Origin of the sequence: Nocardia sp. NPDC049707 (assembly GCF_040674855.1) — a bacterium.
Taxonomy (GTDB): Bacteria; Actinomycetota; Actinomycetes; order Mycobacteriales; family Mycobacteriaceae; genus Nocardia.
The window spans coordinates 1-25,089 of sequence record NZ_JBFANN010000036.1; the positions used below are offsets into that span (position 1 = coordinate 1).

The following is a 25,089-nucleotide window of genomic DNA, read 5'->3' on the forward strand; positions in this document are numbered from 1 at the left end:
CGTTGCCGATGACGTTCGTCACGCCCGGGGTGAGGATGCCGGACGGGATCAGATGCAGTGCGAACCTCGAGATCCCGCCCCGACTTGCGTCTGCAGGCCCATCCCGGCTCTATGTGACATAGATCACACGCTGGAAAATAGCTGATTTTCTTGCTGTGGTCGCACAATGCCCGGCACAATCGGCATGTTGCTGCTGGTGCGCAGATGGACTCCCGTGACAGCAGTGAATGTTCGTGCTTGAACTGCTCTACCTGAAATACCTTGCGCCGCATCCGGTTACCTGTTGCTGCGCAGGTGCAGTGACGTGCGGTTTCCTCCGTCGATGACGGGGCCGGTACCGCGCGTTGGCCGGGTCGACGGAAAGGGCGAGCATATGACCAACGCGCACAAAAAGACGTTGCGCCGGATAGCTGTTGGGATTCTGTTATCGATCGTCGTGACGCTGGTACTGGCCGGACCGGTGCGTGGTGATACCGGAAGCGCCTCCGGTTCGGGCGGCTCCGGCTCCGCATCCGGCAGTTCCGGCAGTTCCAGCGGCTCCGCGGCCCTGGCCCTTCCGCTGCCGAGTATTGCCGGACTCGGCGCACTCACCGCGGCCTACACCCAGATCGGCAAACCCTACGAATGGGGCGCCACCGGCCCGTTCTCCTGGGACTGTTCGGGCCTGGTCCAGTGGGCGTTCCGTCAGGTCGGGGTGAAGCTGCCGCGTACCACCTGGGAGCAGGCCAAAGTCGGTGCGGCGGTTCCATTCTCGGCCCTGGCACTGGGCGATGTCGTCATCCTCAACGACGATGCTTCGCACGTTGGCATCTACGCGGGCCGCGGGCAGATCCTGGATGCGCACGACTGGGGCGTTCCGGTCGGCCTGCGCCCACTGAGCAAGTTCGACATCTACACGATCCGTCGTTTCTGATCCGGATCGGCTACCGAAATGTGGGCTGGTACTCCGCCCTTCGTCGGCGGGCCAAGGCCCACACGGCACGGCCGCCAAGGCCCGAGTGCGCCCTACACCGGATGCTCGTTGCCTCGATGTACGGTGGCAGATGTGCTGTTGCGGTACACCTTTCGCGTCTACCCGATACCGGTTCGGACCCGGACGTGCCTGTGCGGTGCGGTCCAGGACCGGGATCGCAATGCCGCGGACAATATTCTCGCCGCTGGGCAGGCGGAGAGGCTGAACGCTTGGACCGGAACCTGGTGCAGCAGGAACCTACCGACAGGCCGTAACGGTCCAGTAGGAATCGCCTCCGTACCCGGAGACGAGGATGTCAAGTTTCCATCGACCAGCTGGCCGACGAGGTCGTGATCGTCGCCCCGCCTGGTCGAACCCGAGTTCAGTCGATGAGCTGGCGCAGTCGGGGTCCGTACTGCGGATGCGCCAGCGCCGAGGCGAACTGCGCGACCAGGTAGTCGGCCGGATTGCCGGTGTCGTACCAGCGGCCCTGGATGACCTGGCCGAAGACCGGGTTGTCGGCGGCGTACACATTGATCGCATCGGTGAGGTACACCTCGCCGGTGCGATGTTCATACCAGTGCTCGGTCTGTCTGCGCAGTTCGCAGATGATGCCGGGGGTGACGACGTAGCCGCCGATCGCGGCGTAGTTCGACGGTGCGTCCTCGGGCTTGGGCTTCTCCCGCAGCCCGGTGATGCGCAGCAGGCCGTTGCCGTGGTCGTCCGCGACGACCGGGACGCCGTAGCGCTGGGATTCGGACGGATCCATCGGCATCAGTGCGAGCACCGGCGCGCCGGTCGCCTCATAGGCGTCGATCAGCTGCTGGGCGCGTGGCACCCCGGCGACGAAGACGTCGTCGGGCCACAGCACAAGCATCGGCTCGTCGCCGAGATTGCGGGCGGCATTGAGCACCGGCGTGCCGTTGCCGTACGGCCCGTGCTGATCGAGGTAGGTGATATGGCCGAGCCGGGACAGCTCGCCGACCTCTTCCACCGCATCGGCGTAGGCGTCCTTACCATCGGCCCTGAGCTGGGCCACCAGCGCCGGATTGGGGCGGAAATGGTCCTGGATCAAGGATTTTCCGCTGCTGACCACGATGGTGATATCGGTGATTCCGGATGCGACCAGCTCGCGGACGGTGTGCTCGATGACCGGCTTATCGCCGACCGGCAGCATCTCCTTGGGGATGGCCTTGGTCAGTGGGAGCAGCCGGGAGCCGATTCCGGCGGCCGGTATCACGGCCTTGCGGATCTTCATGGTCCGATCATCACATACCCGACCGGGTCCGAACCGGCGATCCCCAGGCTTGGCCCGGGCATGTCGAGGCGGCAACATATCGGTATCGGGCCTGGTCACGGGCGGTTGTGCAGGGCAGGGCACGGTACCGGCCCCGCTACCGCGCCCGCACGATCGGTAGCAATCTCGCAGAAACTACCCGGCTGACGTACATCTCGCACGCAGGTAAGCCGCCGGTGCGCACAGGTGCCCGTGCATGCACGGGTGGGCCGACCTGTCGGTAAGGCGGCGTAGATTTCCGTGCGTGAGCACCGACAACACCGCTGAGGACGCCGGGGTGGGGCCCGCGTCCCTGCGCACGGCTCGGCGGTGGGTGCTGCATATTGATATGGATGCCTTCTTCGCTTCGGTCGAGCAGTTGACCCGGCCGACGCTGCGCGGCCGCCCGGTGCTGGTCGGTGGTACCGGTGGGCGCGGTGTGGTCGCGGGGGCGAGTTATGAGGCTCGGGTCTTCGGTGCGCGCTCGGCGATGCCGATGCATCAGGCGCGGCGGTTGGTCGGGGTGACCGCGGTGGTGGTGCCGCCGCGCGGCGCGGTATACAGCGTGGTCAGCGGGCGGGTGTTCGATGCGCTGCGCAGCCGCATTCCGGTGCTGGAGACGCTGTCGTTCGACGAGGCGTTCGGTGAGCCCGCCGAGTTGGTTGGCGCGACCGTCGAGCAGGTGCGCGAATTCTGCGCGGAGTTGCGTGCCCTGGTGCGCGAGCGCACCGGGTTGGTCGCCTCGGTCGGTGTCGGCACCGGTAAGCAGCTGGCCAAGATCGCCTCCGGAATGGCCAAACCCGATGGAGTGCGGGTGATTTCGCCGGATGAGCAGCAGCAACTGCTGGCCGGGCTGCCGGTGCGCAAGCTGTGGGGGATCGGTCCGGTGGCCGAGGGCCGGCTGCGTTCGCTCGGAATCGAGACCGTCGGCGCCTTCGCGGCCCTGCCGGAATCGGAGGCGGTGTCCATCCTCGGCGGCAGTGTCGGCGCGGCGCTGCACCGGCTGGCCCGCGGCATCGACGACCGGCCGGTCGCCGAGCGGGCCGAGGCCAAGCAGATCAGCGCCGAGAACACCTACGAGACCGATATCGTCACAATGGCCCAGCTGCGCCCGGCGATCGAGACCATGGCCGCGGCCGCGCACCGTCGGCTGGAAAAGGACGGCCGGGCCGCACGCACCGTGGTGCTGAAGCTGAGGAAATCTGATATGAGCATCGTGACCAGGTCGTTCACCTTGCCGTATGCGACGACCGAGCTGGCCACGCTGACGACGGCGGCGCAACGCTCGGCCATCGATCCGGCCGAGCTCGGGCCGATCCGGCTGGTCGGAGTGGGCTACGGCGGGCTGTCGACCATCCGGCAGGAGTCATTGTTTCCGGAACTCGATCAGGCGCACGTCGAGGACGCGGGCATCGGGGAAGGCGACGCGCCGCACTCCGACGATGGGGGGCCGTCGGAAGCCGAGGACGGCACGTCGCAACCCGGCGCGGGTGTGTCGGTCGGGCCGGTGGGCGCCGAGGTGGGAGATACCACGACGGCATTCGGTGCAGCATCGGTCGACACCACCGTGCAGCCGAGCGTCGGTGCAGCTCAGGGTGATTCGCAAGTGCGGAACACGACGCTGTGGTATCCCGGACTGGATGTCTCGCACCCCGAATTCGGACATGGGTGGGTGCAGGGCGCCGGGCTCGGTGTGGTTACTGTTCGGTTCGAGACCAGCTCGACAGGGCCCGGTCCGGCGCGTACCTTTGCCGCCGACGACATCAGTCTGTCCCGGGCGGATCCGCTCGGCAGTCTCCATTGACAGGTAGCCTGGGTCATTCGTGCAGCGTCGCCGGTTCGGGTGACGGCTGCCGTTGGTGGAACGACCTGTACCTACTCGAACGCAAAGGACGAGCAGTTGAAGCTTCGTAAGACTGGACGCATCGCCATCGCTGGCTTGGCCGTCGTCGCCGCACTCGGCATGACCGCCTGCAGCGATGACAAAGACAGCAAGCCGGCCGCGAAGACCAGTACCAGCGCCAAGGCCTCGGCCGGCGCGAGCTCGATCACCAATCTGCCGCCGGTCCCCTCCGTCGCCGAACTGAACACGCAGCTGCAGCGTGCGCTCGATCCGTCGGTGCCGAATGCGGACAAGCTCGACGGCGTGCAGGGCGCGGAGGCCGATCCGGAACTGCCGAACCGCCTCGCCGAGGCCGCCAAGAGCGCAAACATCAATGTGACGGTCACCGATGTGACCAGCTTCGGCGACAGCGTCAATGCCAAGGCCAAGGTCGTGCTCAACGGCCAGGAGAACATCGTCGACGTGCCGTTCGTCGCCGAGGACGGCAAGTGGAAGATCCAGAAGTCCTGGGCCTGCACCATGCTGACCAACCTCGGCCAGCAGTCGGCGGCCTGCGGCTGAGTTGATTCCGTAGCGACTGCTTGCAGGTCGCTCGAAAGGGCCAGCAGCGATTGCTTGCAGGTCGCTCGAAAGGGCCAGTTGTCACGGCCGACCCGGTGTCGGCCGCGGCAACTGTGCACTTGCTGTGAATCAATGCCGCACGCCGGCAAGAACTTTCCTTTGAAATAGCTACCGTTAGGATCAGGCCTCGTGGCTGACACGATGGTGTGGGCGGGGCAGCCGTCCGTCGAGGAATCCGAACTCGGGACGGCGCAATCGACGACACGGCGGGGTTGGGCCGGGCCGATCGCGCTGTTCGCGGGTCTGTTGGGCGCCTTGTTCGCCGTGGCCGTGCCACTGCTGCCGGTTCGGGTTGACGCGGCGACGCTGACCTGGCCGCAGGCGGGTTCGGCGCGCAGCATCGAGGCGCCGCTGATCTCCTATGCGCCACTGACTTTTGACGTCACTCTGCCGTGTACGGCGATCAACCAGCTCAGTGCGAACGGCGGCACCCTCGCGGCGACCGGACCCAATGGCGCGCCCGATCTCGAGCGCTACGGATTCGTCGCCCGCGTGCAGGCCGGAGCCGATATGCCGGCGCGGCTGGATGTGGTGCTGCGCAATCAGGCGTTGCTCAGTGTGCCGGTGGCCGAACTGGTTCCGGGCTGTGAGCTCACCGTGCACGCCGATAACACCAGCGCGACCGCCACGCTGATCGGATTCGAGGCACCCGGATTCCCGGTGGTGCTCAACGGCGACTACCGGCCGCAGATGGTGGGTGTCTTCAGTGATCTGGCCGCCGCCGATGGGGCGCGCGTCACTGCTGAACTCGACACCAGGTTCTCCTCGACGCCCACTCCGGCCAAGCGCGCGGCGATCTGGCTCGCGGTGCTGTGCACGATGATCGCCCTGGTCGCGCTGTATCGACTCGATCGGCTGGACGGTCGCCGGGTGCACCGCTTCCTGCCGCAGCGCTGGTGGACGTTCTCGCTGCTCGATGCGGTGGTGCTGGGCACCATGGTGGTCTGGTACTTCATCGGGTCGACCACCTCCGATGACGGCTATCAGTTCGGGATGGCCCGTGCGTCGGGTGTCGCGGGCTATATGGCCAACTACTTCGCCTACTTCGGCGTGCCCGAAAATCCGGTCGGCACACCGTATTACGACCTGATCCGGATCATGGCGGAGGTCGACACCGCCAGTCCCTGGGTGCGGCTGCCCGCGCTGTGCTGCGGTGTGTTGATGTGGCTGCTACTCAGCCGCGAGGTGGCACCGCGACTCGGGGTCGCGGTGCGGCGCAACCGTGTTGCGATGTGGACCGGTGCGCTGGGCTTCCTGACCATCTGGTTGGCCTATGACAACGGGCTGCGTCCGGAACCACCGGTCGCGCTGGGACTTCTGCTCACCTGGTGTCTGGTCGAGCGTGCCATTGCCACCCGCCGGTTGTTGCCCGCCGGATTCGCGATATTGGTCGCCGCCTTCACCTGCACGGCTGGGCCGTCGGGTGTCATCTGTATCGCGGCGCTGCTGGCAGGCATGCGGCCGGTCGCGCGAATCATCATGGACCGCACCGGAACTCGCGGAACATTGGGTGCCCGCATGGTCGGCTATGCGGTGCTGCTCGCCCCGCTGCTGGCCGCCGGAACCGTGGCGCTGGCGATCATGTTCGCCGATCAGCCAATAGCGGCCATGTTCGAGATGAAGCGAATTCACCACATCGTCGGCCCGGATGTCGAGTGGTTCAACGACTATCTGCGCTATCAGTACCTCTTCCAAGGCGAGACCGATGGCTCCGTCGGCCGCCGGATCGGTGTGCTCGCAATGTTCGCGGGGCTCATCGTGTGTGTCATCGTCCTGCTGCGCAAGGGCGGTCGGATTCCACTGCTGGCCGCGGGGCCGACCCGGCGCATTCTCGGTGTCACGGTCGGCGCGCTGCTGCTGATCATGGTCACGCCGACCAAGTGGACCCACCACTTCGGTGTGTATGCGGGCGTGGCCGGTGCCGTCGCCATGGTGACCGCGATGGCGGTGGCCCCAAGGGTTTTGCGGGCGCCGCGTTACCGTGCGCTGTTCGCCGCGATGGTCGCGTTCTTGCTCGCACTTGTGTTCTCCGGCCCCAACAAGTGGTGGTACGTCTCGTCCTACGGCATTCCGTGGTGGGACAAGCCGCCGGTGGTCGCCGGTGTCGAGCTCAACAAGCTGTTCCTGCTCGCCGCTGCCGCATTGCTCGCCGTGGCCGCGTGGTGGCATGTGCGGGCACCGGAACCCGGTACCCCGCATCGGGTTTCGCGTCTCGCGTGGCGGGTGTCGGTGCTGCCGCCGCTGACCATCGCGCTGGCGCTACTCGTGGTCTGGGATGTCGGCTCTTTCGCCAAGGCCGCCGTGGCCCAGGGCCCGGCATTTTCGTTGGCGCGCTCGAATATCGAGGCGCTGACCGGGAAGACGGCGGGTCTGGCCGGTCATGTGCTGGTGGAGACCGATCCGAATGCCGGCATGCTGCGCCCGCTGACCGGCGATGCGGTGAGCACACTTTCGGGCACCGGAACCGGATTCACCGGGTCGGGTGTGGCCGCCGATCTGCGCCCCGACGACGATTCGAGTCCGACCGGCAGTATCGCCGACGCGCTCAGCAGTAAGTCCGCCTCGGAGAACACCGCCGGAACCGCAACCGCCGCACTGCCTTTCGGACTGAACCCAGCGACAACCCCGGTGCTCGGCAGCTACGGCTCCGGCGATGCCGGGCCCGCCGATCTGACCACCGGCTGGTATCGACTTCCGGACTCCGGTGACCGCCACGGCATTATCGCGCTGACCGCGGCGGGCCGGATCCGCTCGGTCGACGCCGACGGTATCGTCACCCCGGGGCAGACCCTCGAAATCGAATACGGTGCAACCGATTCCGCGATCACCGCGCAGCCGATGGGCAAGGTCACCCCGATCGATATCGGACCGGCGCCGTCCTGGCGCAATCTGCGTGTACCGTTCAGCGAAATCCCGACCGGCGCGGACGTTATCCGCATCGTCGCCGTCGACCGCGACCGCAATCCCAAGCAGTGGCTGGCCGTCACCCCGCCCCGGCTGCCGCAGACCAGAACGCTGGACGATGTTGTCGGATCACAGGTCCCGGTCCTCACCGACTGGATGGTCGGCCTGCAATTCCCGCACCAGCGCCCCTATGACCACCACGACAATATCGCCGAGGTCCCGGCCTACCGCATCCTCCCGGACCGCCCGGGTGCCGAAATCACCACCCTCTGGCAAAGCCACGACGGCGGCGGCCCGCTCGGCTGGTCCAATATGCTCCTGCGCCCCCGCACCCTGGCCACCTACCTCGACCAGGACTGGCGACGGGACTGGGGTGAACTCCAACAACTGGTGCGCATCGACCCCGAGGCCGACCGTGCCAAACCGGAGATCACCCAACAGGACCACTCCGGCCTCTGGACTCCGGGCCATATCAATACGTCGTACTAGCGGTTGCTGCTGTCGGTCGCTATGCGGGTGGCCCAAGGCGGTCAGGTATCGCGGCGGTCAGGCTCGGGTAGCCGTGCCGGGGTTCGCGCGCCAGGGGTCGGTGCTGGTCGTGGCGCCCAGCGGGTGCCGAGGAGTCCGCCCCGCGATGGCTGCGGTGGTATCGGTGTCGCCGCCCGCGCGGACACAGAGTTCGAGGCGCGGCAGATGGTCCGGGCCGAAACCTGACGCCGCCTACGGTTTTTCGCGGCCGATGTACGCGAGGACAAGGGCAGGTCCGTCCTGTCGATATCGACAGGCGATCGCGGACACAACTGTGCCCCTACGAAGCCATGGCGGGGAAGGGGAGGTCAGCGGCTGGCTGCCGAATTTGCGGGTTCGGGCTGCGCGGTCTTGGTGCGCCGCCGGCCACGCACCAGCGCGTCGGCGGTGAAAATCGCCAGCGCTGCCCAGATGAGCGCGAAACCGGCCCACCGCGACGCGGGCATCGGCTCATGCGCGACGGCCACACCCCAGGCCATCTGCAGCGCGGGGGTGAGGTATTGCAGCAGCCCCATGGTCGAGAGCGGAACTCGTTGCGCGGCAATGGCGAACAGCAGCAGCGGCAACAGCGTGACCGGACCGGTCGAGACCATCAGTCCGGAATGTGCGATGCCACTGGCGAATTCGCTGCGTCCGGTCACCGTGCAGACAATCACGAACGCCAGTGCGAACGGTGCGGCGACCAGACCCTCCGCCGCGATTCCGTGCAGCGCGTCCAGCGGAATCACCTTCTTCACCAGCCCATAGGTGGCGAATGAACAGGCCAGTGCCAGTGCGATGAGCGGCGGTCGGCCGTAGTCGAAGGTGAGCACGGCGACCGCAACCGCACCCAGCCCGAGTGCCGCCCACTGCGCCCTGGCCAACCGCTCACGGAAGATCAGTACGCCGAAGGCCACCGTCACCAGCGGATTGATGAAGTACCCGAGTGCGCATTCCACCACATGCCCGGAAGTGACCCCGTAGACGTACACGCCCCAGTTGATCGATAGCGCCGCGCTGGCCACCGCCGCCATCCGCCAGGTCCGCGGGGCGACTCCGCGCAACCCACCGAGCTGCCCTGTGATCGCCAGCACGACGAGCACCAGCACCAATGTCCACAGAATCCGCTGTGCCACCACCTCGGCCGGATCGGCGAAGGCCAGCAACCCGAAGTACGCCGGAAACAGCCCCCAAATCAGAAATGCACCTGTACCAAATACAACACCTGGGACCGCCCTGCTCTGCACCCTCCGACGATAGTTCTCGGTAGCCTGGCGGTCATGTCGATTACCGTGCCCCATACGGCCGTCGCCGGGCTGACCGCTGCGGAGGTCGAGCAACGTCGCCGCGACGGGCTGACCAATGACGTGCCGGACCGGGCGAGCCGATCCGTACGCGACATCGTGCGCGCCAATATCTTCACCCGGATCAACGCCATCCTCGGTGTGTTGTTCATCCTGGTGCTGGCGACCGGCTCGATTATCGACGGCATGTTCGGACTGCTGATCATCGCCAATAGCGCGGTCGGCATCATCCAGGAGGTCCGGGCCAAGCGCACGCTGGACCAGTTGGCGATTGTCAGCCAGGCCAAGCCGACCGTGCGCCGCGACGGGCAGTCGCTCGCGGTGGCGCCGAAGGAGGTCGTCCTCGACGATCTGATCGAACTCGGCCCCGGCGACCAGATCGTCGTCGACGGCACGGTTGAGGAGTCCGCCCTGCTCGAGGTCGACGAATCGCTGCTCACCGGTGAGGCCGATCAGGTGGACAAGCCGATCGGCGCGGCGGTGATGTCGGGCAGCTACGTCGTCTCCGGATCCGGCGCCTATCGTGCGACGAAGGTCGGTAAGGACGCCTACGCCGCCAAGCTGGCCGAAGAGGCGAGCAAGTTCTCACTGGTGAAGTCCGAATTGCGTAGCGGTATCGACACCATCCTCCGGGTCATCACCTATCTGTTGATCCCGGCGGGGCTGCTGAGCATCTACAACCAGTTGGTCTCCAGTAAGGAATCTTGGCGGCCCGCGGTCACTGGCATGGTCGCGGCGCTGGTGCCGATGGTGCCCGAGGGCCTGGTGCTGATGACTTCGGTCGCCTTCGCGGTCGGTGTGGTGCGGCTCGGCCGGCGTAAATGCCTGGTGCAGGAGTTACCCGCCATCGAGGGGCTGGCTCGCGTCGATGTGGTGTGCGCGGATAAGACCGGCACCCTCACCGAGAACGGGATGCGCCTGTCGGACATCAAGACGCTCGGCACGTTCGACGACGCCGAGGTGCGACGGGCCTTGGCCGCCATGGCCGCCGACGATCCGCGCCCCAATGCGAGCGTGCAGGCCATCGGCGAAGAACTCACCGATAAGCCGGATTGGCAGTACACCGCGGTCGCGCCGTTCTCCTCGGCGAAGAAGTGGAGCGGATTCTCCTACGGCGGGCACGGCGACTGGCTGCTGGGCGCGCCCGATGTGCTGCTCGACCCGAGTTCCGAAGATGCCCGCGTCGCAGAGGAACTCGGCTCCTCGGGTCTGCGCATTCTGCTGCTCGCGCGCAGCGACCGTCCGGTCGACGCCGCCGACGCACCGGGCACCGTCGAACCCGCGGCCCTGGTCGTACTCGAGCAGAAGGTGCGCCCCGATGCGCGCGAAACCCTCGATTACTTTGCCAGCCAGCAGGTTTCGATCAAGGTGATCTCCGGCGACAATGCCGTCTCGGTCGGTGCGGTGGCCTCCTCACTCGATCTGAGCGGCAGCGATCACCCGGTCGACGCCCGCGAGTTGCCCGCAGATCGTGCCGCACTCGCCGATGTGCTGGAGCGTGAGACCACCTTCGGTCGGGTGCGTCCGGACCAGAAGCGAGCCATGGTGGGCGCCTTGCAATCTCGCGGCCACACCGTCGCCATGACCGGTGACGGCGTGAACGACGTACTGGCGCTGAAGGATTCCGATATCGGTGTGGCCATGGGTTCGGGCAGTCCGGCCACCCGGGCGGTGGCTCAGATCGTGTTGCTGGACAACAAATTCGCCACCTTGCCGTATGTGGTCGGCGAAGGTCGCCGGGTGATCGGCAATATCGAGCGCGTCTCGAATCTGTTCCTCACCAAGACCGTGTATTCGGTGGTGCTCGCCTTCTTGGTCGGTATCGCCGGTATCGGTTCGCAGATCTTCGACTACGAATCGCTCGGATATCCGTTCCTGCCAAGGCATGTCACGATCGCGGCCTGGTTCACCATCGGCATCCCGGCGTTCATTCTCTCGCTGGCTCCGAACAATGAACGTGCCCGTTCCGGATTCGTGTCGCGGGTCATGCGTTTGGCGATTCCGTCCGGTGTGGTGATCGGCGTCGCCACCTTCGTTGCCTACCTGATCGCCCACGCTGGGACGTATGACACCCTGGAGCAGCAGAAGGAGCAGACGGGTACCACCGCGCTCATCACCCTGATCATGATCGCGGTGTGGGTGCTGGCCATCGTGGCCCGGCCGTATGTGTGGTGGAAGGTGGTGCTCATCGGCGCCTCGATCCTCGCCTATGTGCTGTTGTTCACAATCCCGTTCACCAGGCATTTCTTCAAACTCGATCCCTCGAATATGGGGCTCACCGTCGCCGCGTTCATCTGCGGCGCCGTCGGCATCGTGCTCGTCGAGGCTGCCTGGTGGATCGCGGCCGCAGCTCGAGGCGAGAAGCACACGCTACTTCCGAGCTCACCGGGCGGGGGCGCCTGAACCGCTGGACGCCTGACCCGTCGCGCCGCGAGATACCTTGTGCGAAGCGATCATTCAGGGTTGGAGTACCTTCTCGACTATGGAGGTATTGCTGCATCAGATCGACGCGTTCGCCGACGCACCGTTCTCGGGCAACCCGGCGGCGGTCATGCCGCTGTCGGTGTGGTTGCCGGACGAGCTGTTGCAACATCTGGCCGAGGAGAACAACCTCGCCGAGACCGCCTTCTACACCTCGCAATTACCCGTCGAGGCCGGCGGTCCACCCGGCGAGTGGCCCGCCGTCCACCTGCGCTGGTTCACCCCGACCAGGGAGGTCGAGATGTGCGGCCACGCCACCATGGCGACGGCCGCGCAGATTCTCGAGGACATCCATCCCGGCGAAGACCGGGTGAGTTTCTTCACGCGCAGCGGCTGGCTGCACGTCGACCGCACCGATGACGACGAATACGTACTCGACCTACCCGCGCTGGAATCCAGGGAGGTCACACCCGATCCCGCGCTGGTGGATGCCCTCGGTGTGCGCGCGGTGCGCGCCTACACCGGATTCGACGAGGTGATCGTGGTTGGTTCCGAGCGCGAGGTGCGCGACGCGCTGCCGAATTTCGCCGCCTTCCCGCCGCTCGCCTTCGATGCGGTGATCACCGCGCCCGGCGATACCGTGGACTTCGTCTCCCGGGTCTTCGGCCCGGATCTCGGCGTGGTCGAGGATCCGGTCACGGGGTCGGCACATGCACAGCTGGTTCCGTTGTGGAGCCGCGAATTCGGCCGGTCCGAACTCAGCGCCCGTCAGCTATCGCGGCGCGGCGGCAGGCTGCGCTGTGAACTCGCCGGCGACCGGGTACTGCTCATCGGCCGCTGCCGCCGGTACCTGGATGGTGTTGTGACACTGCCGGATTGACCAGCTCGGTGCCGGGGCTACGGATCCGGGACGGGACCGTCATCGGTACCCGGCAGCGCGAGGTCCTGGTACTCCGGCAGTAATGGAACGATGGCGAAAGTGGTGGCGACCGCGTCGGCTGGCAGGGCCTGTACGGCGCGGATTCCGTTCTGGGCGGTGAGATTTCGCAGTTGCGGGAGCAGGCCGCGGACCACGAGGCCGACGGTGCATGCGCAACCGGCGCGCAGCCGAGCCGCCGACACCGTATTGATGCGGTTGGCGCGATCATCGGCCGCGGGCTGCGCCAGCAGTTGCCAGGCGGCATTATCGGCAGACGCCACGGCTACCGCATTTCCCGCGGGCAGTTGAACCGTGACGATCGGGGTGCGCACCCGCGGGATCGACACATGGTGGCTTGCCGCGGCAATGCGCAGGCCGCCACTGTGTGCCGGAATCTGGCCCGGGGTAAGGGGTTCGGTGAACGAGACCAGCGCCCAGTGCTCGTCGTTATTCGAACCGGACAGCGAATCCTGTGCCCGCGCAAGATAATCCGCGACCGGCTCACCGCGTTCCGGCCCGAGCCGGTCGGTCGAAATGCCGGACGGTCGTGGGGGATTGAGCACCCCGAGCACCACGATCAGCACCATGAAACCGACGGCCCCGACGGCAATGGCAATGCGGCGCAATGTTTCAGGCATTACGCAACACGTCGAGCGCGTGCGTCAGATCGTCCGGATACTCGCTGGTGATCTCCAGATACCGGCCGTCGGCCGGGTGGTTGAACCCCAGCGAACGCGCATGCAGCCACTGCCGTTCCAGCCCCAGCCGCTCGGCCAGCCGCGGATCCGCACCATAGGTGAGGTCCCCGCAGCAGGGGTGTCGAATCGCGGAGAAATGCACCCGGATCTGGTGGGTGCGCCCGGTTTCCAGATGAATATCGAGCAGGCTGGCGGCCTGGAACGCCTCGACGGTGTCGTAGTGGGTAATGCTCGGGCGTCCGTCCGCGGTGACCGCGAACTTCCAGGCATCGCCGCGTGCCCGGCCGATCGGCGCATCGATCGTGCCGCTGCTCGGATCCGGATGTCCCTGTACCAGCGCGTGATAGCGCTTATCGATGGTGCGCTGCTTGAAGGCCCGCTTGAGCATCGTGTACGCGTGTTCGGACTGTGCGACGACCATGACTCCGGAGGTACCGACATCGAGCCGGTGCACAATGCCCTGCCGCTCGTGCGCACCCGAGGTCGAGATGCGATAGCCCGCCGCGGCCAGGCCGCCGACCACCGTCGGCCCGGTCCAACCGACGCCGGTATGCGCCGCGACGCCGACCGGCTTGTCGACCGCCACGATGTCATCGTCGGCGTAGAGGATCTTCATACCCTCGACCGGCTCCGGCTCGATGGTGAGCTCGCGCTTCGGTTCCGGGAACTCGACCTCGAGCCAGGCGCCCGCCACGAGCCGATCCGATTTCCCCGCGGCGGCGCCGTCGAGCTGCACCGAACCCTCCTCGGCCAGCGCGGCGACAGCGGTGCGGGACAGGCCGAGCAGTCGGGCCAGTCCGGCGTCGACGCGCATGCCGTCGAGTCCGTCGGGTACCGGCATGGTCCGCGTTTCCCTCATGCCGCATTCCCCTTGCTCGCCGTACCGTTCGCACCGTTGTCCGAGGGCTTGTCGGGCTCCGCGGCGGTTTCGGTGTCTGTTTCTTCGGTGTGGCCGTGTCCGGTGCGCGTGCCATCGGGTTCGAAACCGAAGACCGTCAACACCACCAGCAGGATCGCGCCGCAGACGATCGAGGAGTCGGCCAGATTGAATACCGGCCACCAGCCGATGGCGATGAAATCCACCACATGTCCCTGCAGCGGCCCGGGCGCACGGAACAATCGGTCGACCAGATTGCCGAGCGCGCCGCCGAGCACCATACCGAGCCCGATCGCCCACCACAGCGAGCGCAGCGTGCGGCCGATACGGATCACCCCGATCACCACCGCCGAGGCGACCAGGGTCAGCAGCCAGGTCATGCCGGTGGCCATGGAGAACGCCGCGCCCGGGTTGCGTACCAGCGACAACCGCGCGAAATCGCCGATGATCGGCACCGGGTGGCCCGGGGTCAGCTCGGCCACGATGATGGTCTTGGTGAGCAGGTCCAGGCCGAGCAGTACCACGGCGATGATCAGCAGCGCGCGTAGCCGCAGCGGTGCGGCCGACTTCGCCGGATCGGTGGTTCGGATTCGATTTTCTGCGTCGTCGCCGGGTGGTACGGCGTTCTCGGCGGGGTTGTCCTCGGGCGGCCGGTCGTCACTCACGCCGACCATCATCTCTCGAGCAACGACATGCGCTACGCACGCGGTCACCTGCATGTCCCAGCTGACACTCAGGAAGCGGTCGTACTCTGATGCTCGTGACGGTGTTGTCTTCCCCCCACACACCCCGAATCGCGCGCTCGGGTGTGCTGCTGATGGTGCTCGCGGTCGGATTGTCCGCGTTCGGTGTCGGCTGTAGTGACGGTGCCGAGTCGCGCGTCGAGTCCGACGGCACCGAGCCGGTCGGCATCGGCAAGGAAGTGACCGTGCCGATTTCGGCCGCGGTCGCCACGGTCATCTCCGCGGGTGAGGAGCCGCGATCGCTGCTGCGTCCCGACTATCCGCCGGGCACGATGCAACAGGTGACGCTGCGTACCGAGCACCACATCGAGCAGCAGATCAATGATCAGCCGCCGAGTGACTTCTCCACGCCCGCTTTGACGATTCCGATGACAGCGCAGACCGCCGGCGACGGTGTCGAGCTGACTCTCGGCACCATCTCTACACCGGATCCGGCGCTGGCCAAGGCGCTCACCGCCGCCGACGGTTCGCGCGCCGGATTCGATATGAGCGAACTCGGTGGGATCACCGCGCTGCGCCTCGCCCCGGCACCGGATACTTCCAATACCGCCCGCGCGGCCTTGGAACAGGCCTTCTACCAGGCGGTCTACCGTTCGATCACTTTCCCGGATCAACCGGTCGGTGAGGGTGCGGTGTGGACGGTGCGGCAGGAGGTCGACGGTGGCGTCGCACTGGATCAGGTGACCACCGCGACGCTGACCAAGCGCGAGGGCGACCGGCTGACCATCGAACTCGACGTGACCCAGAAGCCGAAGTCGCCGGTGTGGTCGTTGCCCAATGATGCGGGCACCCTCGACATCAAGGATTACGTCATGCAGGGCTCGGGCACGATCACCGTCGACCTGGGCCTGCCGCTGCCGGTCGCGGGCTCCATCACCGTCGGCGGACATCAGGCCTACCGCGACCCGCGCAGCGCGAGCATGCTGCAGCAGACGATCAACACGCAGGTGACCTGGAACGAATGAGTCCGTAGCGGATTGTGCCGATCAGGCATGTCGCACTCGGGTGGGGAATAGGCTCGCACCTGTCCGACAAACGCCTCGATCGGAGGTATCCCATGTCCGATGTGAAACCGATCCCCGAGGGTTATCCGGTCGTCTCGCCCGGATTGGCAATCGATGGGGCTGCCGCCGCCATCGACTTCTACAAGAATATTTTCGGCGCATCGGAGCGGATGCGCACGCCGGGACCGGGCGGCAAGATCGCGCACTGCGAACTCACTTTCGGCAATTCGCTCATCATGGTCGGCGATCCGGCCCCTGATATGGATTTCCTCGACCCGAAGACGGTCGGCGGCACGCCGGTCAATCTCTATGTCTATGTCGAGGATGCCGATGCCGCCTTCAGTGCCGCCCTCGCCGCGGGTGCCAAGGAGCTGACCCCCATGACCACCCAGTTCTACGGTGATCGCAGCGGTGCGTTCGAGGATCCGTGGGGCCACCGGTGGACCGTCGCCACACACGTCGAGGATGTGCCGCCGGATGAGATGGACCGGCGGATGGCCGAATTGTTCGGCGGGGCCTGAGCGTTCGTGGGGTATGAGCCGCATGGTCGCAGTGCCGCGCGGTCGATTGTTCGCGGTTTCGGGTGGGCTAACCCGCGACGATCGAGTCACCCTCGACGTGCACGGGCTGCTGCGGGAGCGGCTGGGTGGCCGGGCCGTTCACGACCGAACCGGCGAGGCCGAATTTGCTGCCGTGGCAGGCACAGTTGATGGTGCCGCCGGAAACCGACGCGACCTTGCAACCCGCGTGTGTGCGGGTGGAGGACAGGCCGACGAATGAGCCGACATTCGGCTGAGTGACCACCACATCACCCTTGATCACACCACCGCCGACCGGCACTTCCGAGGTCGAGGCGATGGTATTCGGCTGTCCAGCGGCCTTGGGTGGTTCGGCCGCGGTGGCGTTGTCCTCGCCGTAGGTGGTGCACGCGGTCAGCGTGGCCACAGTGGCCGCCGCACCGGCGCCGGCGACTACCACGCTGCGACGTGTCGGTTCTTACCGCCGGGTTAGTGCGGCAGAGCTGTCAGTAGGAGAAATTCGTCCTGCCTGGCGGTACGGGGCTTGTTGTCGACCGTGCTGTGTCAGCAGTCGAGCCGGGGTGTGGTGATGGCGGCGGCCAGGTCTCTGGCTTGTGCCGGAGCCAACTCGGTGCCTGCCGTATGGGCGGTGATGAAGGCCGAATCACCCAGTATGGTGCGGACTTTGATGGTCGGGCGATCTATGTCGGGGCGTTCGGCGGGCAGGAGTGGGATGCCGTTGGCTATGCGAACGGCCTCGGCCGTTCCCAAAAGGGTTGCGGCGGTTTCATATTCGCCGAGCTCGGCGGCCACGGCGGCCAAGGCCGCAATGGCGAAGGTGGTGTCGCGTGGTGCGGCGATACGTTGGGCACCGTCGAGGGCGGCCAGATGCAGGGCGAGGGCGGCGGCCGGGTCGCGAGGTTCGAGGACGTAGCCGAGTTCGACCTGGAGCATGGGCAGGAACAGAGGTGTTTCGTCGCCGTCGGACGGGGTGAGCTCCAGCAGTTCGCGCAGGATGCGTTCGGCGGCCTCGGATCGGCCGTCGCGTCGGGCGGTAAAGGCGGCGACGACGGCTGCGAACAGGCGGCCGGGGGCGTAGCCGTGCTCGGCGGCGACGCGCTGCGCTTGATCGGCGAGGACGGTGGCGCGGTCGAATTCGGTCTGCTGCATACAGATCCAGCCGAGCCAACACAGATGGGTACAGACCTGGCCCCACAATTCCAACTCCCGGGCCAAACCGAGTGCGTCGCTGTGGATTTCCATCGCACCGATCAGGTCGCCGGTCAATTCGGCGAGACCACCGAGCCATTCGGCCGCCTGCAGCCGACCCCAGCGGTCATCGATTTCGGCGAATATCCGCCGGGCGGCGCGCGCGTGCTCTCCCAGCGCGGACAAGTCGACTCGACTATGCGCCGCCTTGGCCAGCGCCACATGCGCGGTGGCGACGGCCCAGCGATCGCCGAGTTGCTCGCCGCCCAGGAGCGCCTGTTGGATGACCGCCTCCAGTTCGGGGAGGTCACCGGATTCCAAGGCGGAGAACGCGAGGAACAGTACCGCTCGCGCCCGCCCCGCCGGATTGTCGACGCTATCGAAGGCAGTGAGCACCTCGGCCCGCCGCGCCGCGCCATCGGCGAACTCGCCCTGCTGAAACGCGAACCCGAGGTCCCATGCCAGCGCCCGCGCACGCAATTCCGCCGAACTGCGCTGGCCGGAACCGGTCAACGCCAGTGCGGCGGCGAGCCAGCGTCGCGCTTCGCCGAATCGGCCGCGCAGGAGCCAGTACCACGCGAGAGCGTTGACCATGCGCAGGGCATGTTCCACATCCGCCGCGCGCAGGAATCCATCCAGTGCGGTGCGCAGATTCGCGCTCTCGCTGTCGAGTCGGCGTAGCCAGCGCCGCTGGTCCGCGCCGTAGAGTTCGGGTTCGGCCTGCTCGGCGAGGTGCAGATAGTACAGGTGGTGAGCGCGGCACACCGCCTCGAGTTCGCCCGCCTCCACCAGTCGGTCCACACTGAAGGCCGCCACCGATTCCAGTAGCCGGTACCGCCGTCCGGACGCGTGCACCAGTGAGCGGTCCACCAACCGTGCGACCACATCGGCGATCGTGGCCGGAATTATGCCACCAGTGGTGACCGCTGCGGTGGCGTGACGGCCATGCGAGGCGGCCGTTGGGTTTGCGGCACAAACGGTTTCGGCGGCATCGAGGGTGCATCCGCCCGCATGCACTGCCAATCGGCGCAGCACCGTGCGTTCGGTGTCGTCGAGCAGCCCCCAGCTCCAGTCGATCATGGCGGTGAGCGTCTGTTGTCGCGGCGGGGCACCGCGATGACCGGTGGCCAGCAGGCGGAAGCGGTCGTCGAGCCGGGCCACCATTTCGTGTACGCCGAGTGCACGGACTCGGGTTGCCGCCAGCTCCATAGCTAGTGGGATGCCGTCGAGTCGACGGCACAGGGTGGCAACCGATTCGGCGGTATCGGCGTCGAGGGTGAAATCGCGGTCGCTCGCGCGGGCGCGGGCGACGAAAAGCTGGACGGCACTGAATTTTTCGAGTTCGGAGAGCTCAACGTCGGCTGCGGGCACGGTCAATGGCTCGACCGCGACGATATCTTCGCCGGGCAGCCGCAACTGTTCGCGGCTGGTCGCCAGGATGTGCAGCTTCGGTGCCGCGCCGAGTAGCAGTTCGGCGAGGTCGGCCGCGTGGTCGACGACGTGTTCGCAATTGTCCAGGACAAGTAGCAGTTCCTGATCGGCCAATACCTCGCACAGCAGGTCCGTCGGATCGGCGCCGTCGGTGGCGCGAATACCGAGCACCTGCGATACCGCCTCGGCCAGCCAGGAGGTGGCGTCGGTCGAGGTCGGCTGCAATGGTGCGAGCTCGATCAGCCAAGTGCCATGTGGGAAGCGCTCTTTCAGCGCCGCGGCGGTCGTGAGCGCCAGGCGGGTTTTACCGACGCCGCCCGGTCCGGTCAGCGTCACCAGCCTGGTCTGGGATACCGCATCGCGCAGCCGCGCCACATCCTCGTCGCGTCCGATCAATGCGGTGCGCTGGGCCGGAATATTGGAGTTGCGCCGCCGGATCACCTGCTCTGGTCGCGGCGCGGCGATCTCCAGCTCTTGGCCGAGGATCGAGCGCTGCAGCGCAACGAGCTCCGGACTCGGATCCAGACCGAGTTCATCATCGAGATGGCGGCGCAGATCCTCGTAGCTCGCCAGTGCCTCGGCCTGACGTCCGGCGCCGTACAGTGCGCGCAATAGCGCGGCCCGAAGTCGTTCGCGCAGTGGATGTTCGTGCACGAAGACCGTGAGATCGCCCGCGACCTCTCGATATTCCCCCAGCGAAAGCCGCGCCTCGGCCAACTCCTCGACCGCGACCAGACGCTGCTCCTCGAGCTGTGCGATAACGGGTTTGGCGAATTCGGCGTCACGGAAATCGGCGAACGCTGGTCCACGCCACAACCCCAGCGCCTCGGTGAGCGCCGCCACGCGGGCGGCCGTATCGGTGGCGGCACGCGCCGTGGCGATCAGCGAGCGAAACCGCAGTGCGTCCACCTCGGCACTGGCCAGCCGGTACCCGGGCGGCGGTGACACCACCAGATCGCGCCCGCCGGGTTCGGCATCCGCGAGCGCCCTGCGCAACTGTGACGCCTTCGCGGCCAGCGTGCCCGCCGGATTGCCCGGTGGATCCTCGGCCCAGATGTCGTCGACGAGCCGGTCCGCCGACACCGGCCCACCACCCGCGACCAGCAGATCCGCCAGCAGTGCACGCACCTTCGCGCCGGGAATCGGCACCACGGTGCCGGTATCGGTCCACACCGTCAACGGACCGAGCACACCAAAACGCATGTGCGCAGCTTAGCGGGGGGCCGGTGACCGGAATCGGACCGTAAAAAAACCGGAAGCCCATGCGCCCAGAGTTGGTGACAACGCAGCAACACCGACCAAGGAGCCCGATATGAAACTCACCACCGCGATCACCACCACCATCGCAGCCACCGTCGCCGCATTGCTCACCGGCTGCGGATCCGATACCGCGAACGCCCCGGCCCCGGGCGCCTATGCCGACGTCAACGGCCTGCACATGTACTACGAGGTGCACGGCCCCGCAACCGATCAGCCCCCACTCGTCCTGCTGCACGGCGCCCTCTCCGGCATCGGGACCGATTTCGGCCAGCTGATTCCGGAATTGTCCAAGACCCGCCGTGTCATCGCGGTCGAACAGCAGGCGCACGGCCACACCGCTGATATCGACCGCCCACTGCGCTACGAACAGATGGCCGAGGACACTGTCGCTCTGCTGCACAGCATCGGTGTGCGGCAGGCTGATATCTTCGGCTACAGCATGGGCGGCGGCGTCGCACTGCAGATCGCGCTCACCCATCCGGACCTGGTGCGCAAGCAGATCATCGCCGCGGCCAGCCTTGATGTGAACGGCGTGAAACCCGGTCTGATGGCAGACATCGCCGAAATGCAGCCCGAAATGCTGTACGGCACATCGTTCCATAACGACTACATCGCGAATGCGCCTCGCCCCGAAGACTTCCCGCGCTTGGTCGCCAAGGTCGGCGAACAGGACAAGAACGCGACCCCGACCTTCCCGGTCGAGGCCGTCCGCCGGATCACCGCACCGACCTTGACGATGGTCGGTGACGCCGACATCATCCGGCCCGAGCATGCCGTCGAAATGTTCCGCGTCTTCGGCGGCGGCGCGATGGGTGACACCCCGGCGGGTTTGCCGAACGCACAACTGGCCATCCTGCCCGGCACCTCGCATATCACCCTGGTCCACCGCCCCGACCTGCTGCTGTCGATCATTCCGGCATTCCTCGACGCACCGATCAAGGCCGCACAGTGACCGAGCACTCGATCGAGGCGCTACCTTGTGCGCAGTCCGAGGTAGCGCGGCAGCGCCTGCGCATCGCGATGATCATCGGCAGCACGCGGTCCGGCCGCTTCGGCCCGACCGTCGCCGACTGGCTGGCGGGCCGTGTCCAGCGTCGCCGTGATCTCGACCTGGACACCATCGACCTCGCCGGCGCCGGGCTGCCCGATGAGCTGGCCGATCATGACGATCCGACTCCCGCACCGGTGCGCGAAATCGGGCAGCGCCTGGCCGCCGCCGACGCCTTCATCGTCATCACGCCCGAGTACAACGGCAGCTTCCCGGCCGCGCTGAAGAACGCGATCGACTGGTTCGATGCGGAATGGGCGGCCAAACCGGTCACCGTCGTCAGCTACGGCCACGACTCTGACGGCAGCCGCGCCACCGCTCAACTGCGGCAGATATTCGCAGAACTCAATGCCGTCCCGATCCGCCGTACGGTTGCGGTCGCGCGGGCCTGGCAGCGCTTCGGCGCCGACGGTAGTTGGCCCCGTCGCGACCCCGAACTCGAAGCGGCAGTGTGCGCTGCGTTGGATCAAATCACCTGGTGGGCAACGGCTTTGCGGGCAGCCCGTGCGCGGGGCGACTTCGTCGCCTAACAGGCATGATGCGGTGCGGTCATCCGGTGGGCGAGCAGAAAACGCATCAGGTTGCGCTGGACCTCGATGCCCCCGTCGTCCTGAACGATGCGCGCCCCGATCGAGTGCTCGGCAAGCAGCGGCGTCGTGAACTGCGCCATTTCACATCCGCGCGGACTGTCGTAGTGCTCGATGGTGAGCGGGATCGGGACACCCGGTCCGGCGAGCTGAACCTGCAGACCCGTCGGCAGGGTCGGCACCGAATCCGGATCCGCGAGGTTGCCGGCCTCGCGCCACAGCGCCAGATTGCTGCGGCCGATCGCGTAGTTGCTGATCTGGTCGAAGAGGGTCTGCAGGAAGTACGTCGGCATCGGGCGGGCGCGTGCACCCATCGTGTCGATGATCAGTTGGCCGCCGAGTTGGGCTCGATACGGCGCAACGGCCATCGGGGCGATTGCCGCGTAGAGGTCCGGGTAGGCGGCGCCGAGATTGGTGGTCATCGCCCCACCCGCGGAGTATCCGCCGAGATAGACGCGCGAGCGATCGAGTGCGAATGTGTCGATGAGCGTGGTGGTGATGCCCGCGATGATGGACGGCTCGCCTTGGTCGCGTTCGCGGTTCTCGGCCTCGTCCCAGTTCCAACAGACGTGCTCATTGGCCGCCTGGTCCTGGATCGGATAGGCGAGGACGAAACCCATTTCGTCGGCGACGCGGGTGAGCGAGAATCCGGTCGGCTGGGTATCGGTGAGCGGGTCGTCACAACCGTGCAGGTACACCATCAGCGGCCTACCCGCACTGCCGCCCGGCGGTATATGCAGGTAGTAGCAGCGGGTGCCCGCGGTGTTGGTATAGCAGCGTTTGTCTGTCTGGGCTTGCGCGCGCGGTGTACCGAGCAGCACGGCAGTGGTGGCGATCAGGAAGGCGCCGAAGACAGCGCCGAAACGGAGCGCGGCTATTCGCACGTCGGGATTGTAGCCGGGTGCGCCGGGTTTCGGCCGCGGATCTCGGCGCCGAGTCCGCGACGCGGCGGGACGGACCCGGTCCCCCTCATCATTGTGGTCCGGGTCCGCCCGAGGGCGTCGCCTATCCGCGGGCGATGGCCTCGAAGACCTTCGGATCGACGAGGGTCGACGTATCGCCGAGTTCGCGACCCTCTGCGACATCGCGGAGCAGGCGGCGCATGATCTTGCCGCTGCGGGTTTTCGGCAGTTCCGGGACGATATGGATCTCCCTCGGTCGGGCGATGGGGCTGATCTCCTGGGAGACAGCGGCTTTGAGCTCACCGATCAGCGCATCGCCGCTGTTGTGCGCACCCGCGGTGAGGATGACGAAGGCGACGATGGCCTGGCCGGTGGTGGCGTCGTTCGCGCCGACCACCGCGGCCTCCGCGACCGAGGCGTGCCCGACCAGTGCGGATTCCACCTCGGCGGTGGAGATCCGGTGGCCGGAGACGTTCATGACATCGTCGACCCGGCCGAGCACCCAGAGGTCGCCATTGTCGTCGAGCTTGGCGCCGTCACCGGCGAAATACCAACCGCGGTCAGCGAATCGGTCCCAGTAGGTCTCGCGGAACCGATCCATATCGCCCCAGATGCCGCGCAGCATCGATGGCCACGGCTGATCCAATATCAGCAACCCGGAACGGCCGTGGTCGAGTTCGACGCCGTAATCATCGACGATCTTCGCGGAGACGCCGGGCAGCGGTGTCATCGCGGCGCCTGGCTTCGCGGCGGTGACACCGGGCAGCGGGGAGATCATGATGGCGCCGGTCTCGGTCTGCCACCAGGTGTCGACAATGGGAGTCCGATTGCCGCCCAACACCTCTCGGTACCAGCGCCAGGCCTCGGGATTGATCGGTTCGCCGACGCTGCCGAGCAGCCGCAGCGAGGTGAGGTCGTGCGCATCCGGAATATCACGACCCCACTTCATGAAGGTCCGCACCAGGGTGGGGGCGGTGTAATAGATGGTGACGCCGTACTTTTCGATGATGTCGAAATGCCGGTGCTCATCGGGGGAGTTGGGGGTGCCCTCGTAGACGACCTGGGTCGCGCGATTGGCGAGCGGTCCGTAGACGATATAGCTGTGTCCGGTGACCCAGCCGATATCGGCGGTGCACCAGTAGACGTCCTGTCCCGCTCGGTGATCGAAGACGTTGTGGTGGGTGTAGGCGGCCTGGGTCAGATAGCCGCCGGTGGTGTGCAGGATGCCCTTGGGCTTTCCGGTCGTGCCCGAGGTGTAGAGGATGAACAGCGGATGCTCGGCATCGAAGGCCTGCGCCTCGTGATCGGGGGACGCGGCGGAGACGGTGTCGTGCCACCACAGATCACGGCCCTCGGTCCACGGCACCTCGATATCGGTGCGCCGCACCACGAGCACGTGCTCGACGGTGTGTTCGCCATCGGCCAGCGCCTCGTCGACCGCGGCCTTCAACGGCGCGGCGGTACCGCGTCGCCACTGGCCGTCGGTGGTGATCACCAATCGGGCACCGGCATCATCGACCCGTTGGCGCAGGGCGGTCGGCGAGAATCCGGCGAATACCACCGAATGGGTGAGCCCGAGCCGGGCACAGGCCAGCATGGCGACGATCGCCTCCGGCACCATCGGCATATAGATGGCGACTCGATCGCCGGTCTGCAGCCCGAGCTCGGTGAAATAGTTCGCCGCCCTGGATACTTCGGCGAGCAACTCGCCGTAGGTGATATCCCGGGAGTCCCCCGGCTCACCCTCCCAATGGATGGCCACCTGCTCGCCGAAACCATCGAGTACATGCCGGTCCACACAGTTGTAGGCGACATTGAGTTTGCCGTCGACGAACCATTTCGCGACCGGCGCGCCGCTCCAGTCGAGGACTCGCGTCCACGGTTGATGCCAGTGCAACCGCCGAGCCTGTTCGGCCCAGAACTCCAGCCGATCGGCGGCGGCGCGCTCATACAGTGCCGCATCGGCATTGGCGTTCGCGGCGAATGCCGGATCCGGCGGGTAGGTGGTCGGGTCGGTGGTTGCGCTGGTCAACGTCTATTCTTCCTCTCGAAATAACAAGGGCGG

General features: G+C 66.6%; 19 protein-coding genes and 1 pseudogene. 11 read left to right on the plus strand and 9 right to left on the minus strand.

The window, feature by feature from the left end:
• The first annotated feature begins 322 nt into the window (after positions 1 to 322).
• Together AB0J29_RS26770 and AB0J29_RS26775 are read left to right on the plus strand one after the other, a co-directional pair.
• Positions 323 to 913 carry an NlpC/P60 family protein gene (locus AB0J29_RS26770; protein ID WP_364791870.1) on the plus strand — a complete coding sequence of 197 codons (591 nt, stop codon included), beginning with the start codon at positions 323 to 325 and terminating at the stop codon, positions 911 to 913.
• Positions 914 to 1,075: 162 nt separating this feature from the next.
• Positions 1,076 to 1,306: pseudogene (locus tag AB0J29_RS26775) on the plus strand (hypothetical protein); the annotation flags it as partial.
• 28 nt (positions 1,307 to 1,334) lie between these two features.
• Here the strand turns inward: AB0J29_RS26775 and AB0J29_RS26780 are convergent.
• Positions 1,335 to 2,210 carry a UTP--glucose-1-phosphate uridylyltransferase gene (locus tag AB0J29_RS26780; RefSeq protein WP_364791873.1) on the minus strand — a complete coding sequence of 292 codons (876 nt, stop codon included), beginning with the start codon at positions 2,208 to 2,210 and terminating at the stop codon, positions 1,335 to 1,337.
• 352 nt (positions 2,211 to 2,562) lie between these two features.
• Between AB0J29_RS26780 and AB0J29_RS26785 the strand changes: the two genes are divergently transcribed.
• The 3 genes from AB0J29_RS26785 to AB0J29_RS26795 all read left to right on the plus strand — a co-directional run bounded on the left by AB0J29_RS26785 (position 2,563) and on the right by AB0J29_RS26795 (position 8,085).
• Positions 2,563 to 4,032, plus strand: a complete 1,470-nt coding sequence (locus AB0J29_RS26785; RefSeq protein ID WP_364792080.1) for a DNA polymerase IV — start codon at positions 2,563 to 2,565, stop codon at positions 4,030 to 4,032.
• Between the two features lie 96 nt (positions 4,033 to 4,128).
• Complete coding sequence (locus AB0J29_RS26790) at positions 4,129 to 4,632, plus strand: hypothetical protein (protein WP_364791876.1); 504 nt, start codon at positions 4,129 to 4,131, stop codon at positions 4,630 to 4,632.
• A gap of 189 nt (positions 4,633 to 4,821) precedes the next feature.
• A complete protein-coding gene (locus tag AB0J29_RS26795; protein WP_364791879.1) occupies positions 4,822 to 8,085 on the plus strand; it encodes an arabinosyltransferase domain-containing protein in 3,264 nt (1,087 codons plus the stop codon).
• Between the two features lie 347 nt (positions 8,086 to 8,432).
• Here AB0J29_RS26795 and rarD read toward each other — a convergent pair whose 3' ends face one another.
• Positions 8,433 to 9,404 (minus strand): EamA family transporter RarD, encoded by a 972-nt coding sequence (gene rarD, locus AB0J29_RS26800; RefSeq protein WP_364791882.1) that lies wholly within the window; start codon positions 9,402 to 9,404, stop codon positions 8,433 to 8,435.
• Between rarD and AB0J29_RS26805 the strand changes: the two genes are divergently transcribed.
• Entirely contained in the window at positions 9,384 to 11,810 is a 2,427-nt protein-coding gene (locus AB0J29_RS26805) for an HAD-IC family P-type ATPase (RefSeq protein WP_364791885.1), read from the plus strand. The genes rarD and AB0J29_RS26805 overlap by 21 nt on opposite strands.
• Positions 11,811 to 11,889: 79 nt before the next feature.
• Positions 11,890 to 12,708, plus strand: coding sequence for a PhzF family phenazine biosynthesis protein (locus AB0J29_RS26810; RefSeq protein ID WP_364791888.1), 819 nt, complete (start codon positions 11,890 to 11,892; stop codon positions 12,706 to 12,708).
• A gap of 17 nt (positions 12,709 to 12,725) precedes the next feature.
• On the opposite strand, the gene AB0J29_RS26815 is transcribed toward AB0J29_RS26810, so the two are convergent.
• Genes AB0J29_RS26815 through lspA form a run of 3 tightly spaced genes read right to left on the minus strand, consistent with a single transcriptional unit; the run spans position 12,726 to position 14,999 of the window.
• The gene (locus AB0J29_RS26815; RefSeq protein WP_364791891.1) at positions 12,726 to 13,385 is read right to left on the minus strand and encodes a hypothetical protein; all 660 of its coding nucleotides are present in this window, start codon (positions 13,383 to 13,385) and stop codon (positions 12,726 to 12,728) included.
• Positions 13,378 to 14,304 carry an RluA family pseudouridine synthase gene (locus AB0J29_RS26820; protein ID WP_364791894.1) on the minus strand — a complete coding sequence of 309 codons (927 nt, stop codon included), beginning with the start codon at positions 14,302 to 14,304 and terminating at the stop codon, positions 13,378 to 13,380. The genes AB0J29_RS26815 and AB0J29_RS26820 overlap by 8 nt, the downstream gene beginning before the upstream one ends.
• Positions 14,301 to 14,999, minus strand: coding sequence for a signal peptidase II (lspA, locus tag AB0J29_RS26825; RefSeq protein WP_364792083.1), 699 nt, complete (start codon positions 14,997 to 14,999; stop codon positions 14,301 to 14,303). The genes AB0J29_RS26820 and lspA overlap by 4 nt, the downstream gene beginning before the upstream one ends.
• A gap of 89 nt (positions 15,000 to 15,088) precedes the next feature.
• Here lspA and AB0J29_RS26830 point away from each other — a divergent pair, with 89 nt between their 5' ends.
• Together AB0J29_RS26830 and AB0J29_RS26835 are read left to right on the plus strand one after the other, a co-directional pair.
• On the plus strand, positions 15,089 to 16,030 hold the full coding sequence (locus AB0J29_RS26830) for a hypothetical protein (protein ID WP_364791898.1): 942 nt from the start codon (positions 15,089 to 15,091) through the stop codon (positions 16,028 to 16,030).
• A 92-nt stretch (positions 16,031 to 16,122) separates the two neighbouring features.
• Positions 16,123 to 16,590, plus strand: coding sequence for a VOC family protein (locus AB0J29_RS26835; RefSeq protein WP_364791901.1), 468 nt, complete (start codon positions 16,123 to 16,125; stop codon positions 16,588 to 16,590).
• A gap of 67 nt (positions 16,591 to 16,657) precedes the next feature.
• Here the strand turns inward: AB0J29_RS26835 and AB0J29_RS26840 are convergent, their stop codons facing one another.
• Positions 16,658 to 17,047 (minus strand): Rieske (2Fe-2S) protein, encoded by a 390-nt coding sequence (locus tag AB0J29_RS26840; RefSeq protein ID WP_364791904.1) that lies wholly within the window; start codon positions 17,045 to 17,047, stop codon positions 16,658 to 16,660.
• Positions 17,048 to 17,151: 104 nt separating this feature from the next.
• On the minus strand, positions 17,152 to 20,430 hold the full coding sequence (locus AB0J29_RS26845) for a BTAD domain-containing putative transcriptional regulator (protein WP_364791907.1): 3,279 nt from the start codon (positions 20,428 to 20,430) through the stop codon (positions 17,152 to 17,154).
• Positions 20,431 to 20,539: 109 nt separating this feature from the next.
• Between AB0J29_RS26845 and AB0J29_RS26850 the strand changes: the two genes are divergently transcribed.
• Positions 20,540 to 21,439 carry an alpha/beta hydrolase gene (locus AB0J29_RS26850; RefSeq protein ID WP_364791910.1) on the plus strand — a complete coding sequence of 300 codons (900 nt, stop codon included), beginning with the start codon at positions 20,540 to 20,542 and terminating at the stop codon, positions 21,437 to 21,439.
• The gene (locus tag AB0J29_RS26855; protein ID WP_364791913.1) at positions 21,436 to 22,065 is read left to right on the plus strand and encodes an NAD(P)H-dependent oxidoreductase; all 630 of its coding nucleotides are present in this window, start codon (positions 21,436 to 21,438) and stop codon (positions 22,063 to 22,065) included. The genes AB0J29_RS26850 and AB0J29_RS26855 overlap by 4 nt, the downstream gene beginning before the upstream one ends.
• Here AB0J29_RS26855 and AB0J29_RS26860 read toward each other — a convergent pair.
• Both AB0J29_RS26860 and acs read right to left on the minus strand, forming a co-directional pair.
• Positions 22,062 to 23,006: a PHB depolymerase family esterase gene (locus AB0J29_RS26860; protein WP_364791916.1), complete on the minus strand. Its 945-nt coding sequence runs from the start codon at positions 23,004 to 23,006 to the stop codon at positions 22,062 to 22,064. The genes AB0J29_RS26855 and AB0J29_RS26860 overlap by 4 nt on opposite strands.
• A gap of 121 nt (positions 23,007 to 23,127) precedes the next feature.
• Positions 23,128 to 25,056, minus strand: a complete 1,929-nt coding sequence (gene acs / locus AB0J29_RS26865; protein WP_364791919.1) for an acetate--CoA ligase — start codon at positions 25,054 to 25,056, stop codon at positions 23,128 to 23,130.
• Positions 25,057 to 25,089: the final 33 nt, after the last annotated feature.

What these genes read in the sequence shown, in the direction of transcription:
- AB0J29_RS26820 (WP_364791894.1), bottom strand. Translation starts at nt 14,304, where the DNA reads ATGAGGGAAACGCGGACCATGCCGGTACCCGACGGACTCGACGGCATG.
- rarD (WP_364791882.1), bottom strand. Translation starts at nt 9,404, where the DNA reads ATGGGGCACGGTAATCGACATGACCGCCAGGCTACCGAGAACTATCGT.
- AB0J29_RS26835 (WP_364791901.1), top strand. Translation starts at nt 16,123, where the DNA reads ATGTCCGATGTGAAACCGATCCCCGAGGGTTATCCGGTCGTCTCGCCC.
- AB0J29_RS26845 (WP_364791907.1), bottom strand. Translation starts at nt 20,430, where the DNA reads ATGCGTTTTGGTGTGCTCGGTCCGTTGACGGTGTGGACCGATACCGGC.
- AB0J29_RS26810 (WP_364791888.1), top strand. Translation starts at nt 11,890, where the DNA reads ATGGAGGTATTGCTGCATCAGATCGACGCGTTCGCCGACGCACCGTTC.
- lspA (WP_364792083.1), bottom strand. Translation starts at nt 14,999, where the DNA reads ATGATGGTCGGCGTGAGTGACGACCGGCCGCCCGAGGACAACCCCGCC.
- AB0J29_RS26770 (WP_364791870.1), top strand. Translation starts at nt 323, where the DNA reads ATGACGGGGCCGGTACCGCGCGTTGGCCGGGTCGACGGAAAGGGCGAG.
- AB0J29_RS26805 (WP_364791885.1), top strand. Translation starts at nt 9,384, where the DNA reads ATGTCGATTACCGTGCCCCATACGGCCGTCGCCGGGCTGACCGCTGCG.
- AB0J29_RS26815 (WP_364791891.1), bottom strand. Translation starts at nt 13,385, where the DNA reads ATGCCTGAAACATTGCGCCGCATTGCCATTGCCGTCGGGGCCGTCGGT.
- AB0J29_RS26850 (WP_364791910.1), top strand. Translation starts at nt 20,540, where the DNA reads ATGAAACTCACCACCGCGATCACCACCACCATCGCAGCCACCGTCGCC.
- AB0J29_RS26780 (WP_364791873.1), bottom strand. Translation starts at nt 2,210, where the DNA reads ATGAAGATCCGCAAGGCCGTGATACCGGCCGCCGGAATCGGCTCCCGG.